Annotated in this window: 12 protein-coding genes; 5 read left to right on the plus strand and 7 right to left on the minus strand. The window is 61.4% G+C overall.

What is annotated here, in order from left to right:
- Positions 1-41: 41 nt before the first annotated feature.
- The 4 genes from LG334_RS03200 to LG334_RS03215 all read left to right on the plus strand — a co-directional run bounded on the left by LG334_RS03200 (position 42) and on the right by LG334_RS03215 (position 8,107).
- Positions 42-2,828, plus strand: a complete 2,787-nt coding sequence (locus LG334_RS03200; RefSeq protein WP_404383215.1) for a DNA adenine methylase — start codon at positions 42-44, stop codon at positions 2,826-2,828.
- 123 nt (positions 2,829-2,951) lie between these two features.
- Entirely contained in the window at positions 2,952-4,433 is a 1,482-nt protein-coding gene (locus LG334_RS03205; RefSeq protein WP_404383217.1) for an SIR2 family protein, read from the plus strand.
- A gap of 75 nt (positions 4,434-4,508) precedes the next feature.
- Positions 4,509-5,692 (plus strand): IS3 family transposase gene (locus LG334_RS03210; RefSeq protein WP_404379525.1). Its coding sequence is split into 2 segments (ribosomal slippage): positions 4,509-4,785 and positions 4,785-5,692, totalling 1,185 coding nucleotides; the frame shifts between segments, so codons are not numbered across the junction.
- Positions 5,693-7,507: 1,815 nt separating this feature from the next.
- On the plus strand, positions 7,508-8,107 hold the full coding sequence (locus tag LG334_RS03215; protein WP_404383219.1) for a recombinase family protein: 600 nt from the start codon (positions 7,508-7,510) through the stop codon (positions 8,105-8,107).
- 308 nt (positions 8,108-8,415) lie between these two features.
- Here the strand turns inward: LG334_RS03215 and LG334_RS03220 are convergent, their stop codons facing one another.
- From LG334_RS03220 to petA, 6 genes are all read right to left on the minus strand, one after another.
- Positions 8,416-9,096, minus strand: a complete 681-nt coding sequence (locus tag LG334_RS03220; protein WP_404383221.1) for a class II aldolase/adducin family protein — start codon at positions 9,094-9,096, stop codon at positions 8,416-8,418.
- A 38-nt stretch (positions 9,097-9,134) separates the two neighbouring features.
- Positions 9,135-10,247: an S-methyl-5-thioribose-1-phosphate isomerase gene (mtnA, locus tag LG334_RS03225; RefSeq protein ID WP_404383223.1), complete on the minus strand. Its 1,113-nt coding sequence runs from the start codon at positions 10,245-10,247 to the stop codon at positions 9,135-9,137.
- A gap of 27 nt (positions 10,248-10,274) precedes the next feature.
- On the minus strand, positions 10,275-11,162 hold the full coding sequence (locus LG334_RS03230; protein ID WP_404383225.1) for an S-methyl-5'-thioadenosine phosphorylase: 888 nt from the start codon (positions 11,160-11,162) through the stop codon (positions 10,275-10,277).
- A gap of 161 nt (positions 11,163-11,323) precedes the next feature.
- On the minus strand, positions 11,324-12,094 hold the full coding sequence (locus LG334_RS03235; protein ID WP_404383227.1) for a cytochrome c1: 771 nt from the start codon (positions 12,092-12,094) through the stop codon (positions 11,324-11,326).
- Positions 12,094-13,362: a cytochrome bc complex cytochrome b subunit gene (locus LG334_RS03240; RefSeq protein WP_404383229.1), complete on the minus strand. Its 1,269-nt coding sequence runs from the start codon at positions 13,360-13,362 to the stop codon at positions 12,094-12,096. Before LG334_RS03240 ends, LG334_RS03235 begins: the two co-directional genes overlap by 1 nt.
- A 13-nt stretch (positions 13,363-13,375) precedes the next feature.
- A complete protein-coding gene (gene petA / locus LG334_RS03245) occupies positions 13,376-13,927 on the minus strand; it encodes a ubiquinol-cytochrome c reductase iron-sulfur subunit (protein WP_404383231.1) in 552 nt (183 codons plus the stop codon).
- Between the two features lie 254 nt (positions 13,928-14,181).
- Between petA and LG334_RS03250 the strand changes: the two genes are divergently transcribed.
- A complete protein-coding gene (locus tag LG334_RS03250) occupies positions 14,182-14,673 on the plus strand; it encodes a tRNA (cytidine(34)-2'-O)-methyltransferase (RefSeq protein ID WP_404383233.1) in 492 nt (163 codons plus the stop codon).
- Here the strand turns inward: LG334_RS03250 and LG334_RS03255 are convergent.
- The gene (locus tag LG334_RS03255) at positions 14,663-15,433 is read right to left on the minus strand and encodes a GDSL-type esterase/lipase family protein (protein WP_404383235.1); all 771 of its coding nucleotides are present in this window, start codon (positions 15,431-15,433) and stop codon (positions 14,663-14,665) included. The two genes, LG334_RS03250 and LG334_RS03255, sit on opposite strands and share 11 nt — an antisense overlap.
- Between the last annotated feature and the right edge of the window lie 21 nt (positions 15,434-15,454).

A 15,454-nucleotide genomic window follows, 5' to 3' on the forward strand; every position in this document is an offset into this window, starting at 1 on the left:
CATCATTGGCCGGACGCCCCCGAAGTAGGAAGTTCACCACAATGGCCGAGGCCCCCGCTCCCCAGAATGCTCCAGCCCTCACGCTTGACCGAGCGATTAGTACAGCCACCGAGGCGGTCGGACGGTTTCGTGACGACCTGGGTCGCAGCAACGACGCGCTCTATTCGGCGCTTGAGCACATTGCGCATGTCGAACAAGCGGCGGCGGCTGAACCAGACCGATTCGAGGCGGCCCTACGGGAGCGCGGCCTCAAGGCTACAGCCGCCAGCCGCAGAAATCCCTTTACCCTGCCGCTCAGACTCTTGTTTGGAAGCAGCTTGGACCGCCCCACTGTAAGTCGATATGCGGCAGCCCTCGCGCATGCCCGTGAGGCACTGGGGGGCGATGCGGGACAGCAAGGCGCGGTCAAGGGCTACTTCGCGTCAGCGGGTGGCGTTGAGGCCGTTCTGCGCGAGGCCAGAGCAAAGCGGCACGCTGACAAGGACGAATCCACAGACGATGAACTAGACCCGGCATCCATTCCGGCGCAAGGCGAGTGGAGGCCCCAAGGAACGGTTGGTGAGCCAGGGCACCTTATTCTCCTGGTCGGACGGTGCCGCGACGACGGCGCGGTCGATGTCGTCGGTATCGACCGCGAGAATGAGAGAAAGCTGAAGAAGCGCCTCGCGCGCCTTGTTGTGCGTAGCAGCGAGGATGATGCGCAGTCACTTCAAAGCTTGATACCGGGAGACAGCCAGCCGGAACAAGCTCCGCTCCCGCTCACTGAAGCCCTGAAAAAGGCCCTTTCATTTCTGTCAGTTGCGCCGCGAGGGAGTGAGAAGCCTGTTCATCTTTTGGCATCGGACGCCGTGGCAGGCATCACTGCTGAGGCGGCACCGATATCTGTCAAAGGCTTGTCCCGCAAGCGGAAAAAGAACTGGGCGTCGGAAGAGCCAGTCCGACTGGCTGTCGAAATGCCGTGTCCCTCGCGGCTACAGGGCCAGTTCGACCTTCTGCCGCTTATTAAGGTGACTGGCAAGGGCTACAGCCTTATCGGTGGTAACGCGGGGAAACGAGCTACCTGGGAAAAGTTCGGCCTTCAACTTGACCTGACTGGGGGACAAGCCAAGGGCGCAACTTACCGAACCAAGCGAACCTCCCCAACGAGTTCTGTTCAGTCAGAGGCAACGCCGACCGAAGTGGCGCTGTCAGCCTCAAACCTTGAGCTTCTTTCTATGTTCCGGGAGGGGCTTGAACAGGCTGTCGAAGCAAATCAGAGCCTGCTTCTCGGGGTTCCAAGGGAGGAAGTAGCTGCGCGCCATCCTGCCATTGCCGCATGTCTACCGCCTCAGGAGCACGTAGCGCGACTAGTGACGGTGGCGACCGCCGCTGGCGGTAACCACCTGCCCCATCATGAGGCGGATCAGAAAGGCAACATTCGGCTGTTAGAAAAGCGGAGCTATGTCGAAGAGGCGGTGGCGGTTAACGTATTTTTTGATCCCGATGGGGCCGAATTCACGGTCCCAAGCCGCGACCTTTTTAGGGTGTCAATGAAGGGGGGCATGGCGTGTTTTGAAGACCCGGTAAAGCTTCGCACGTTTGCATGTCGCACCCTCGGGGATCATCATTCTGGCCGCGTAGTTTACCTTCCTCTAAAGGTGGTTGCCGATATCGCGGGGTTTCTTGCCGACGAAGTGGCAGCGGAGGTTTCCCTCCACTTCTTTAAAGAGCAGGTTAAGATTGAGGGCACGGCGAAGGGCTTGAAGTTTAGGGCGACCGTTCCAGCCATACCGGCTGATGTAGCCGAGGCAGCCCCCTTTCGAACCAACATCAAAAAGTTTGGCGCGGTCAACTCAATCAGTCCGATTCGCTGGCTCGGCAACAAGACAGTGTACTTGAGCGTCATCGAGAAGTGGCTGCCCCGTCAGATTACCGAGTACAGAGAGCCGTTCGTAGGCGGAGGAAGCGTCTTCTTCCACGTTCGCCGCTACTACAGCGGCAGAAACGTTGATTACTGGATAAACGACGCTGACCGGGCAGTTGCCTGCTACTGGAAGGCCATCCGCGATGAGCCGAAAGCTCTACTCGAAGGCATTCAGCACATTGCTCACCAGTACCGTGGGAGGCCGGACCAAGCGAAACCTCAGTTCGCGCGAATGATTGACACTATGAGGGACGACGCCAACAGCGACCTAGAGTGCGCCATCCAGTTTGCCGTCGCAAACCACTGGTGTTTCAACGGTCTAATGACGAAGCGAACTGGGTTCTCGCCTGCTGCGCACAAGCGGAAGCTTGATACGTCGGAAGCCCGGATTTGGGAAGCCCACGAGCTTCTCCAGGACGTGAAGATCACGCACGAAGACTATTCCACGATGCTCCGGGCACGCGGCTCCGGCGTCCTCATCATGCTCGACCCAGTGTACGACGACCGCACGGAAGCTGAAGCGCGCCAAGACATGGCGAACGAAGAGGCGGCCACTTCGACTATGAACTCAGTCCTCTATCACGCGAAGATGGACTTCCACCGGTTCTACCACGAACTGGCGGAAACCGAGCATAGCTGGATGCTCACGCATTCGCGCGGCACCGGGTTTGACTATGAAATGCTGCACTTGAGCTTGAAGCTCTGGGATGGGTTGAATCGCCAAGCATATCCGGCGGTTACCGGCACACACCCTAATGGCGCTCCCCGCCACGAAGTGCTTTTCACGAACTACGACCCCAAAGGTGACTACTGGGCCTTACTCGAAAAGATGGAGGAGCATGACGCACGGATGCTAAATGAAAGATATGCTCTTGGAAATCGTGAAGAATACGAGCGCGCCATCAGTGAGCTAAGCGACGCGTAGATTTTCATTATTCGGAGTGCCGTGACGTTGAACCTAGAGTCTCGCCTATACAAACATCTGTCCCAGTTTCCGACAGCCCCTGTTTTGTTTGTAGGATCGGGTATATCCCGGCGCTATCTCGGATTGGAGAACTGGGAGGGGCTTCTGCGCAGGTTTGCTGATCTGACTACACGACCCTACGAGTTCTATCGGTCGCAAGCCAACAGCGATCTGCCAGAAGTAGCCTCTCTTATAGGCCGCCACTTAAATCCGATTTGGTGGGATCACGATCAGTTTGCCGAAAGCCGCGACACCTACTCTCGACACTGCATTGATGAAAGCTCAGCGTTAAAAATCGAGATTTCTAGGTACATACGAAACGTTGTCCACACGAACAATCTTGAGGGACTGGGGCTGGAAGAAGTGAACGCCCTTAAGAGCGTTGTCGTTGACGGGATCATAACTACGAACTACGACACCTTTCTTGAAGAAGTTTTCCCTGGATTCCAACCATACATTGGCCAGGAGTCACTTCTTTTTGGCTCACCTCAGGGCGTTGCCGAAATATATAAGATTCACGGCTGCTGCACCGACCCAAACTCCTTAGTGCTCACTGACTCCGACTACAAACAGTTCCATAAAAAGAATCCTTACTTAGCGGCTAAGCTTCTGGCAACTTTCGTTGAGCATCCCATCATATTCCTCGGGTATTCTCTTTCTGATCATAACATAGTATCCATACTTGGAGAAATAGTAGGCTGCCTCGATTCGAAGAATATCGATAAACTCAAGGACAGAATGATATTCGTTGAGTGGGATGAGACCGAGGAAGGTGTCTTCGAAGGGAGCAGTATAACTCAAAATGGCGTAACTATCCCTGTGTATCGCGTGAGGGCGAGAAGCTTTATTCCGGTGTACGCTTCCATGAGCAAGATTAAGAGGCGTTTCCCTGCGCCACTTTTGCGGCGGCTGAAAGAACAGGTATATGACCTTGTTCTGAGTAATGATCCAGGAGGTCGTGTCTTCGTTAAAGATATAGATCAAGCATCAAAGGACGAAGATATCGAGGTTGTATTTGGGGTCGGCGCAATAAGAAGCTTGCAAGATCGAGGGCATGTAGGTCTTCGCCGCTGGGATATTCTGCGCGACGTAGTGTTTGACGGAACATCTTTAGATGCCCAGCGGGTGGTCGAGCTTAATATTGAAGATTTCTTGAAGGGGGCTAAATATGTTCCTATCTTCAAGTATATACATGAAGCAAATATGTTTGATCCGGCTGGGAATATCGACGTGAGCGGGTTCGGACCGAAGCTTCGTGAGGCTGCTCAAGCTGGGCCAAGTAAGTTTCATCCTACTGGTCACTGGAAGCGCGTTTATGAACGGGACATATCGCCCGACGACACCTTAAGTGACATCGTTGCCAAGAAGGGGGCTGATGGCCTGCTAATGATGGCTCCGATGGTGTCTCCAAATTCTATGTCGGTGGATGAACTGCAAACTTTTCTAAAATCCATATACGACGAATACATGGCGGATAATCAAAATAGGACTCACCTTTCGCGGTTGATATGCTATTTCGACTGGATAAAATATAGATATTACAGGGGTTTTTATCCTGCGAAGTAGTGAGGTGGCCCCAAGAATCTGGACAGGTCGGTAAGCTCTGGGTTTTGCTCCTGGGGCGAGACAGGAGAAGACCGCATGAGCAAGAATCGTCGCAACCACAGCGCCTCCTTCAAGGCGAAGGTGGCGATGGAGGCGCTGTCCGGCGAGAAGACGGTGGCCGAGCTGAGCGCGAAGTACGACGTCCACCCGACGATGATCAACGCCTGGAAACGTACGCTGCGGGACCAAGCGGCCACGGCATTCGAGAAGGGCCCATCGAAGGCCGACAAGGACAAGGAGGCGCTGGTCGATGAGCTGTACAAGCAGATCGGCCAGTTGAAGGTCGAAAATGATTTTTTGGCCGTCAGGCTCAAGCGCTGAAGCGGGTGGAGCGCCGAGCCATGATCGACATTTCCCACCCCACGCTGAGCCTTACACGGCAATGCCGCCTGGTCGGCATCAGCCGGTCGTCGCTGTACTACCGTCCGGTGAACGACGACACGCCGAAGAACACCGAGGACCGGATGCTGATGGCGGCCATCGACCGCCACTTCCTGGATATGCCCTACTTGGGCAGCCGTCGCATGGCCGCCCTCCTGCGCCGCGAGGGCTGGTCCGTCGGCCGCAAACGGGTGCGACGCCTGATGCGGCTGATGGGCGTTCAAGCCGTCTATCGCCGGCCGCGGACCACGGTGCCGCACCCCGAGCACCGGGTCTATCCCTACCTGCTGCGCACGCTGGTCATCGACCGGCCGAACCAGGTGTGGGCTGCCGACATCACATACATTCCGATGCGTCGCGGCTTCCTGTACCTGGTCGCCATCATGGACTGGCACAGCCGCAAGGTGCTGTCGTGGCGGTTGTCCAACACCATGGACGCCGATTTCTGCGTCGCGGCGCTGGAACAGGCCCTGGAAACCTACGGCCCGCCCGAGATATTCAATAGCGACCAGGGCAGCCAGTTCACCAGCCTCGCCTTCACTGGGACGCTGAAGGCGGCGGGCGTGCGCATCAGCATGGACGGCAAGGGCCGCTGCATGGACAACATCTTCATTGAGCGCCTGTGGCGCAGCCTGAAGTACGAGGAGGTCTACCTGAAGGCCTACACCACTGGCAGCGAGGCCAAGGCCGGCATCGGCGCCTGGGTGCAAACCTACAACGAGCGGCGCCCGCACCAGGCCCTGGCCTATGCCACCCCCGATGAGGTTTACTGGCGAGGCCTGCCGGGCTCCGGGCTACGCTCCCGCTCCGCCCTCCGCCCGGCAGGCCTCGCCGCCTGACCGCGACTACCCACCAACCAAGCCCCAGGAGCAGAGCTTACAGAGCGCGCTGATCTGCCCGAACAACCGGGACCACTTCATAGGGAGAACCGGGGCCGTTATCTCTCTATGATCAACTGCGCTTTGGAACGAACATTCTTTTTTCATCCAGTTCGTGGTGGATTTATTGTTTGATGAGGGGGCGGATGGAGTGGCTTCCGTTGTTGTGTCTCTCAACATTCCTCGAAGTTTCCGGAGTCTCCGGCTTGCCTTCCTCGGCGCGCTTCAGGATGCGCTGCCGGATGGCTTCCACTTCTTTCAGTGCCGATTTCTCTGCCGCTGCCTTCTTTGCCAGGAACTTGAGAGGGGCGAATTCGGCCTAGCCGCTGGGCTGCTGCTCGAACTGCACGCCCTTGATCACCCGGGTCAAGCGGCATCAGCGGCTCCGGGTGCTCGGGCAGGGTTGGTAAGAAGTTGTTCGCAGAAGGCCATTCATGTGTCGCATTCTTTAGAATAAGGGTGCGGTTTAAGTTTAACGTTAACCGCTCCGCTACAGGCGAAACCGAGTTAAAGTATCTTTTATTTTGACGGAGAGCGAGCGGATGTTGTATAAATAGAAGTACATAAGCACCCAGGAGAGTATAGGGCCTTCCTCCGGTCCACAACATAGATCGGGAAATAAGACCGATGTATGAGGTTAGGGTGACCCACGAGACGGACTTGTCGGCCAGGAGACTAGGCAAGTAACGGCTGCTCGGCAGGCAGAGAACCTGCAAAAAGGCTCATGAAAAGAGGATAAGTGTGTCTTGATCCATTTGACACCTATCCGCATGTATCCGGTCCCCCAATAGCTGGATACATGAGCTTGATGAAGTTATAAACCTCTTCATCATAACCGTTTGGTCCATTCACAATGATCCGCCGGAAGCGCAGCGCCATCACGCGCGTAGCTTCACTCGTAGGTGGGGTCAGGGCCGGGATGGGGCTGTACAGCAGGTACCGGGAAACCGCCTGTGGTGCGCGTAAAGCGTATGAGCAGCTTATTGGGTGGTTGACAACTCAGGACGTCGCTTCACGTATCTCCCCTTCTTACCGCCAGGAGTCTGTCTTGAAAGACATGCGGTAGGAGGGGGGTGAAAAAGTGATATCTAATCTAGGATGGGTGGAAAGAATATCTCTTCATCATGTTGATTATGCTGGTTCGAGATGAGTGATGCAGCGATAGCTGCTGAAGGAATGAGAAGCAGCCAGACGACTTAGCGCAAGCGAAGTTGGCTGATGGAAGCTCTTCTCCATCACCTGATCAAAGATATTTCTTCCCATGGCCCATCAAGAAGGGCTGAGCCGGTAAAGAAACTTTCTTCGTCGGCCATGCCCGTGGTCAAAGAAGTTCCGTCATGTGGTGCCAGATAGGATCGCCCTGGACGACATGCCTTTCCGTCTTGCTGCCGCATCTCCCTGACGAAGAACTTCATCACCTCCGGCCATCTGCTGGTCGTGCCCGATATCACCGCTGAGCAGTGCTCCCGGCAAAATCCCCAGAAAATAATCAGTGCGTTTCTCCTTCAGCCTCATGATAGCCCCGACGACCATTCCAAAAGGGTGCCGGAAAATCGCTCTGTGGAACTATCGTTTTCTGCGGCTTTCAGGAGGTGCTTTCCGCCATTCCGAAAGCACTTGGTTTCTGAAGTTCACGAATAGCTTTTCTCGGAGCGGTGGCGGCTCACCGTGAGCCACGAACTTCGTCGGGAAAGCGATCTGCACAACGTTCCAAAACTTTTAAGAAGTTTCGGAACAAAAAGTTGACGAACTTCAGTTCCGTGCGAACATATTCGTATGAGCAAGCGCGTCGCCTTCTATATTCGCGTCTCTACAGACGGTCAGACCGTTGCCAACCAACTTCGCGAGCTTCACGCTGTTGCTGAGAGGTTGGGCTGGCATGTGGTCACCGTCTTTGAGGACGCTGGCATCAGTGGGGCCAAGGGGCGTGACCAGCGCCCCGGCTTTGACGCCTTGATGAAGGGCGTGACCCGGCGGGAGTTTGATTTGATCGCGGCGTGGTCCGTCTGCCGCCTGGGGCGCTCCTTGCAGCACCTCGTCGGCTTTCTCTCCGAAATCAATGAGCGCGGCGTTGATCTGTACCTGCACCAGCAGGGCTTGGACACGTCCACTCCGGCGGGGCGCGCCATGTTTGGGATGCTCGGCGTCTTCAGCGAATTCGAGCGCGCCATGATCACGGATCGCATCCGGAGTGGCGTCTCCCGCGCCAGGGACCAGGGTAAGCACTGCGGTCGCCCCTCGCTTCCGGCGGACAAGCGGGAGGCCGTCGAGCGGCTGCTGGCAGAGGGGACGTCCATAGCGAAGACGGCCAAGGCTGTGGGCGTCGGTGTCGCGACCGTCCACCGCATCAAGCAGGCAAGCGCCACGGCAGCCTGACCGGCGGCCTTATCACCGGCGAGCCGCTGTGCCGACTGCGCACAAGCAGCCCATTCCCGCCATGCGGCCCTTCACAGCGTAACCCGTTGAAGCTCCACAAAACTTGCCCAGAAGCCCTCCGGATGATCGATCTTAAAATCCGTTGACCGTTCAGGTCGTGCCGGTTCAAGTCCGGCAGCGGGCACCAGCGCCTTCGCGATGCCGCGAGTGACAACAATGGAAGACGGGTCAAGCAGAAGGCCAGACGTACGAACGGCGCGAACCGAGCGGTCCGCGCCGTCGAATGCCGAGTATGTCTGACGGGGTCTCTACTCCGCCGCCGTCCGCTGCCCGTCCTCGTCCGCCTCGATGGGGCGGCCGTAGGTTTTGAACTTCTCCAGCACGCGGTCCATCTCCGCCGCGTCCAGAAGCGGCGGGTTGGGCTCCACCTGGAGAATCCGCCAGTACTGTTCCGCCAGTTCCTCCAGCTCCACCGCCAGCTTAAGCGCCTTCTGCCAGGTTTCGCCGGTCACGATCATGCCGTGGTGGGCGAGCAGGCAGGCGCGGCGGCCGTCCAGGGCCTCCAGCGCGTGGTCGGACAGCACCTGCGTGCCGAAGGTGGCGTAGGGCGCGCACCGCACGTCATGGCCGCCCGCCGCCGCCACCATGTAGTGGAAGGACGGGATGCCGCGCCCGAGGCAGGCCAGCGTCGTGCAGAAGGGGGCGTGCGTGTGGATGACGCAGCCGACATCCTCGCGCGCCTGAAGAATGTCGCGGTGGAAGCGCCATTCGCTGGACGGCGCGCGCTCGCCCCGGAAACGGCCGTCCATCTCCATCACCACCGTGTCGGCGGGCTTCATGGCGTGCGGCTCCACGCCCGAGGGCGTGACCAGGAAGCTGTCGTCGTCCACACGGATCGACGCGTTGCCGGCCGTCCCGCGGTTCAGGCCCTTGCGGACCAGGGCCGTCGACAGGTCCACCAGCTGGTTGCGCAGCGCGAGAATGGTCACGCGGTCTTCCCCCTGTATCAGACTATTGTTTTTGAACGTTACTCGGCCGCCGCGTTGCCGGCCACGTCCGGGAACAGGCCCTTCAGGCCGTTCTCGGTCGCCCGGCACACGCCGCGCTCGGTCACCAGCGCCGTCACGTAGCGCGCGGGGGTGACGTCGAAGCCCCAGTTGCCACAGGGGCTGCCCTCGGGTGTGATGGTCACCGACACGACCTCGCCGCCCTCGGTGCGGCCGGTGATGACGGACACTTCCTCGCCCGAGCGTTCCTCGATGGGAATGTCCTTCAGGCCGTCCTTGATGGACCAGTCGATGGTGGGGCTCGGCAGCGCCACGTAGAAGGGCACGCCGTTGTCATGCGCCGCCAGGGCCTTCAGGTAGGTGCCGATCTTGTTGCAGACGTCGCCCGCCGCGGTGGTGCGGTCGGTGCCGACGATGCACAGGTCCACCATGCCGTGCTGCATGAGGTGGCCGCCCACGTTGTCGACGATGACGGTGTGCGGCACGCCGTGCTGGTTCAGCTCCCACGCCGTCAGGCTGGCACCCTGGCTGCGGGGGCGGGTTTCGTCCACCCAGACATGCACGGGCAGGCCGGCGTCGTGCGCCTTGTAGATGGGCGCGAGTGCCGTACCCCAGTCCACGGTCGCCAGCCAGCCGGCGTTGCAGTGGGTCAGCACGTTCAGCGTGCCGGTCTTGCCCTTCTTCTCCCAGGCCTCCCGGAACAGCGCGAGCCCGTGGTCGCCGATGGCCTCGTTGATGGCGACGTCCTCGTCGCAGATCTCGGCGGCGCGCAGCCAGGCGGCGTTCTCGCGCTGGCTGGGCGACAGGGGCGCCAGGACGCGCTTCATGTCCGCCAGCGCCCAGCGCAGGTTCACTGCCGTCGGGCGCGTGGCGTAGAGCTGGTCGTGTGCGGCGTTCAGCGCCTCGTCCGACGAATCGGCGCGCATGGCCAGCGCCATGCCGTAGGCCGCCGTCGCCCCGATGAGCGGCGCCCCCCGCACCAGCATGTCCTTGATGGCGCGGGCGGCATCGTCCAGCGTCTCGAGCCGCGTCGTCACGAAGGCGTGCGGCAGCCTGGTCTGGTCGATGATCTCCACGCCCGCGCCGTCTTCAGCGCGCCAGATCGTGCGGGTGGGGGTGCCGTTGACCTTCATGGGGCGGTTCTCCGTTTAAAAGGCGCTTCAGGCCTTGAGGGCGCGGCCGGCGACGGCGTCCAGCCGGTCCAGCAGGCCCTCGTCGCGCATGTCGGGGGCGGTGATGATGGCGTTGTCCAGCGCCGTGTGACAGCCCTTGCCGCAGGGTTCGGCGCGGCTCGCCAGCTTGGGAGCGATGGCGCGGACCAGGGCGCGGGCCTTGTCGGCGTTCTCCAGCAGAACCTTGATGACGGCCTCGACGGTGACGTGGTCGTGGTCGGGATGCCAGCAGTCGTAGTCGGTCACCATGGCGACGGTCGCGTAGCACATCTCCGCCTCGCGGGCGAGCTTGGCCTCGGGCATGTTGGTCATGCCGATGACGTCGCAGCCCCACTGCCGGTACAGTTCGCTCTCGGCCTTGGTGGAGAACTGCGGCCCTTCCATCACCAGATAGGTGCCGCCGATGTGGTGGGGAATGCCGGTTTCCGCAAGCGCCTGCTTGCAGGCCTCTCCCACGCGGCCGCAGACGGGGTGCGCCATGGAGACGTGGGCGACGCAGCCGGTGCCGAAGAAGCTTTTCTGGCGGGCGAAGGTGCGGTCGATGAACTGGTCGACGACCACGAAGGTGCCGGGCGGCAGTTCCTCCTTCAGCGAACCGACGGCGGAGACCGACAGGATCTCGGTCACGCCGGCGCGCTTCATGGCGTCGATGTTTGCCCGGTAGTTCAGTTCGGTCGGCGGGCGCGGGTGGCCGCGGCCGTGGCGGGGCAGGAACACCAGCGGCTGGCCGTCCAGTTCGCCGAACAGCAACTGGTCGGAAGGCTCGCCCCAGGGGGTCTCGACCGTTTCCCACCGGGTGTTGGTCAGCCCGTCGATGTCGTAGACGCCGCTGCCGCCGATGATGCCGAGAATCGGCTTGGAATGACCGTCCGCCATGAGTGCTGTCTCCGTGCTGCCGCCGTGGTGCGCGTGAAATGTGGTGGCCCAAGTTGTAGCGTCCGGCCCCCCGCTTGAAAAGGGAAAGGCCGCCGATCCTTGCGGGATCGGCGGCCTTCTTATCCCCAGTGCCCGGCTGAGACGGGCGTCATCGGGTCGGTTTAGTGTTCCACGTCCGACCAGATGCGGCGCTTCAGGGCATAGAGCATGGCCGTCAGCACGATCAGGAACAGCATCACCTTGATGCCCAGCGACTTGCGCTCTTCCAGCTCGGGCTCGGCGGCCCACTGCAGGAAGCCGGTGATGGCCGACGCCATATTTTCCGGCGTCGCTTCGGTGCCGTCGGCGAACTCCACCATGCCTTCATAGAGCTGCGGCGGCATGCCGATGGCGTGGCCCGGGAAGTACTCGTTGTAGTACTGCGTGGCGCCCAGTTCGAAGCCCTCGGGAGCCTCGTCCTTGTAGCCCAGCATCAGGTGGTAGATGTAGTCCGGGCCGGCCGGGCGGGCCTTGGCGATCAGCGACAGGTCCGGCGGCAGGGCGCCGCCGTTGGCGAAGCGGGCCGCTTCCTCGTTCGGGAACGGGGCGACGAACCGGTCCGCCGGCAGGGCCGGGCGCATGAACATCTCGCCGGTGTCGTCGGGGCCGTCCTCGACCTCGCGCTCGGCGGCGATGTTCTTCACCTGGTCCTCGGAGAAGCCGATGTCCTGAAGGTTGCGGTAGGCGACCAGCGACAGGCCGTGGCAGGAGGCGCAGATCTCGTTGTAGATCTGGAAGCCCCGCTGCAACTGAGCCTTGTCGTAGTAGCCGAACAGCCCTTCCCAGGTCCAGCTTTCGTCGGGCACTTCGATGGCGCCCGCCGCGTTGGCGCCGGTGGTGGCGGCCAGGGACAGACCCACGGCCGCCGCGGCGGTCAGGATGAACTTACGCATCAGGCCTTCTCCTGCGCGGGAGCGTTTGCGGGAACGGGCCCGTGGCCGCCCTTCGACTTTTTCGACACCGCAGCCGAGATGGACTCGGGCAGCGGTTTCGGCTTCTCGAACCAGCCGATCAGCGGCAGCAGAACGATCAGGTGCAGGAAGTAGTAAGCCGTGGCGAACTGGCCGATCAGAACGTAGGGCTCTTCCGCCGGCATGGCGCCGATGTAGCCCAGCAGGATGCAGTCGGCGAAGAACAGCCAGAAGAACCACTTGTAGATCGGACGGAAGACGGCCGAGCGGATCTTGGACGTGTCCAGCCACGGCAGGGCCGCCAGCACCAGGATGGAGGCGAACATCAGCAGCACGCCGCCCAGCTTGTCCGGCACCGCACGCAGGATCGCGTAGAACGGCAGGAAGTACCACTCGGGCACGATGTGCGCCGGGGTCACCAGCGGATCGGCCGGAATGTAGTTGTCCGGGTGGCCCATGTAGTTCGGGGCCCAGAACACGAAGTAGGCGAAGAAGAGCAGGAAAACGCCCAGACCGAACAGGTCCTTGATCGTGTAGTAGGGGTGGAACGGAATGGCGTCGTTCGGGCCCTTCATGTCGATGCCAAGCGGGTTGTTCGACTTGGCTTCGTGCAGCGCCCAGATGTGCAGGACCACCACGCCGACGATGGCGAACGGCAGGACGAAGTGCAGGGCGAAGAAGCGGTTCAGGGTCGGGTTGTCGACCGAGAAGCCACCCCACAGCAGCGTCACGATGTCGTCACCGATTATCGGGAAGGCCGAGAACAGGTTGGTGATGACGGTGGCGCCCCAGAAGGACATCTGGCCCCAGGGCAGCACGTAGCCCATGAAGGCGGTGGCCATCATCAGCAGCAGGATGACAAGGCCCATCCACCACAGAACCTCGCGCGGCGGCTTGTAGGAGCCGTAGTACAGGCCGCGGAAGATGTGGATGTAGACGACGATGAAGAAGAACGACGCGCCGTTCATGTGGATGTAGCGCAGCAGCCAGCCGTAGTTCACGTCGCGCATGATGCGCTCGACGGAATTGAAGGCGTAGTCGGTGTGCGCCGTGTAGTTCATCGCCAGGAACAGGCCCGAGATGATCATGATGACCAGCACGATGCCCGCCAGCGACCCGAAGTTCCACATGTAGGAGAGGTTCTTCGGCGCCGGATACTTGGTGCCCAGTGAATGGTCCAGGAAGGACACGACCGGCAGTCGCGCCTCGAACCACTTCAGAGCCCGGTTATTGGTGTTGAGTTCGCTCATCTCTGGCAGCCCCTTAGCCGATGACGATCCGCTGGTCCTCGATGAACTCATAGCCCGGGACGGGCAGGTTCAACGGAGCGGGACCCTTGCGGATGCGTCCGGAGGTATCATAGTGCGACCCGTGGCAGGGGCAGAACCAACCACCCCACTCACCCTTCGGCTCACCCGGCTTCTGGCCCAGGGGGACGCACCCAAGGTGCGTGCAGATGCCGACGTTGATCAGCCATTCGGGTTTCTGCACGCGTTCTTCATCGGTCTGGGGATCACGCAGTTCCGAGACGTCGACGGCGCGCGCCGTCTCGATCTCTTCGGCGGTACGATGCCGCACGAAAACCGGTTTACCGCGCCAGGTGACGGTGATCGCCTGGCCTTCCTCGATCGGCGACAGGTCCACTTCCGTGGACGCCAGCGCCAGAACGTCGGCCGCCGGGTTCATGCTGTGAATGAAGGGCCACGCGGCGAGCGCGGCGCCGACGGCGCCGACCGCCGTGGTGGCGTACAGCAGGAAGTCGCGACGGCTCTCGCCCTCGGAGGACCCATGAGCGGTATGTGCCGTGTCAGCCATGCTCAGTTACCCTCTCAAAGCGCACTGGGGGGCACGCATTCGTCGTCTGTTGAAGGCCCGTTGCGGGGAAACGGACCAGGTTCTCAATCTGCGCGGCCTGACATCGCCCGAACCGGCCCCATGCGATAGGCCCCCGACCGCGCGAAAAGGGGGGTCCGGTTGCGATCGCGGTATAATCGAAAAGCCGCTTCTTGAAAAGGACAAACCCCGACACCAAGCTTGACCGCCGGTAACTCCCGTGTGCATCTGGCTTCATGCGGATCGCCCTCTACCAGCCCGACATCCCCCAGAACACCGGCACGATCCTGCGGCTTTGCGCCTGTCTGGGCGTGGGCTGCGACATCATCGAGCCGTGCGGATTCCTGTTCGACGATCGTCGCATGCGGCGCGCGGGCATGGACTACCTGGCGCAAGTCGACATGATCCGTCATGCCTCGTGGCGCCGGTATCTCGACTCGCGCCCTACCCGTCCGGGCGGGGAGGGGCGGCTGGTTCTGCTGACCACCCGGGCATCCGTTCCTTATACGGATTTCGCATTCCGCGCGGATGACACGCTGTTGCTGGGGCGGGAAAGCGCCGGCGTCCCCGACGAGGTCCACGACCTCGCCGACGCCCGCGTCGCGGTGCCCATGGCGGAAGGGGCGCGGTCCCTGAACGTGGCGGTCTCGGCCGCCATGGTCGTCGGCGAGGCGCTGCGTCAGACGGGCGGCTTTGCCCCCTGGGCCGCGACCGGGGCTACAGAATAGCCGTCGCGATCCGGTCGTCGGCCTTTGCCTTCTTGAAGAACAGGGGCTGGAAAGCCTTGGGATCGGGCTTGGCCTTGGGCGGCTCGGGCCGGGGGAACCAGTCCTTCCAGGCCTCCCACTGGGCCACGGCCTCGGCGATGACGGCGTAGCCGGCGGCGGCGGGATGCACGCCGTCGCCGTCGATCAGGGCGTTGCGATAGTCGGCACGGTCGCCCAGCACGTCGCAGAGATCCAGGTACGGCACCTTCAACTCGCGCGCCAGTTCGCTGAACGCCTCGTTCAGCGCGGCCAGGCGGGCCGGGCCGTAGGCGACCCAGTGCCCGCCTTCCTCGCGCGGTTCGGCAGAGCGCAGCATGGGCGGCGGGCCGATCCACAGAACCGGGCGCCAGTGCCGCGCGTCGTTGATCATCTTTTCGGCGTGGGCCAGCGACTCGGGCAGCGGGACCCGGATGCCCTGGTCGTCCACGTCGGCGGTGTCGGAGAAGCCGAACTGGAACACGACGCCGCAGCGCGCCGCTCCGGTCACCCGCGGCTCGGCTTCGATGCGCCAGCGCGCGACAATGTCGGCCGTGGAGTGCCAGGGCACGGCCATGTTGTAGACCTGCAGGTCGGGAACGAGGTCCATCTCGCGTCGGCCGATGCGCGCCGGCCATCCGCCGGGGCGATCGTCGCCCACGCCGAAGGCGATGCCGTCGCCAAAGACGCAGAATTTCCTGACCGGCATGACCGTGCCGCCTTGCTTCAGAGTCCGGTTCACCATGCCATGATCATCCCGCCGCGC

The organism is Caenispirillum salinarum, from assembly GCF_044803115.1.
In the GTDB taxonomy this organism is placed as follows: domain Bacteria; phylum Pseudomonadota; class Alphaproteobacteria; order Rhodospirillales; family Rhodospirillaceae; genus Caenispirillum; species Caenispirillum salinarum_A.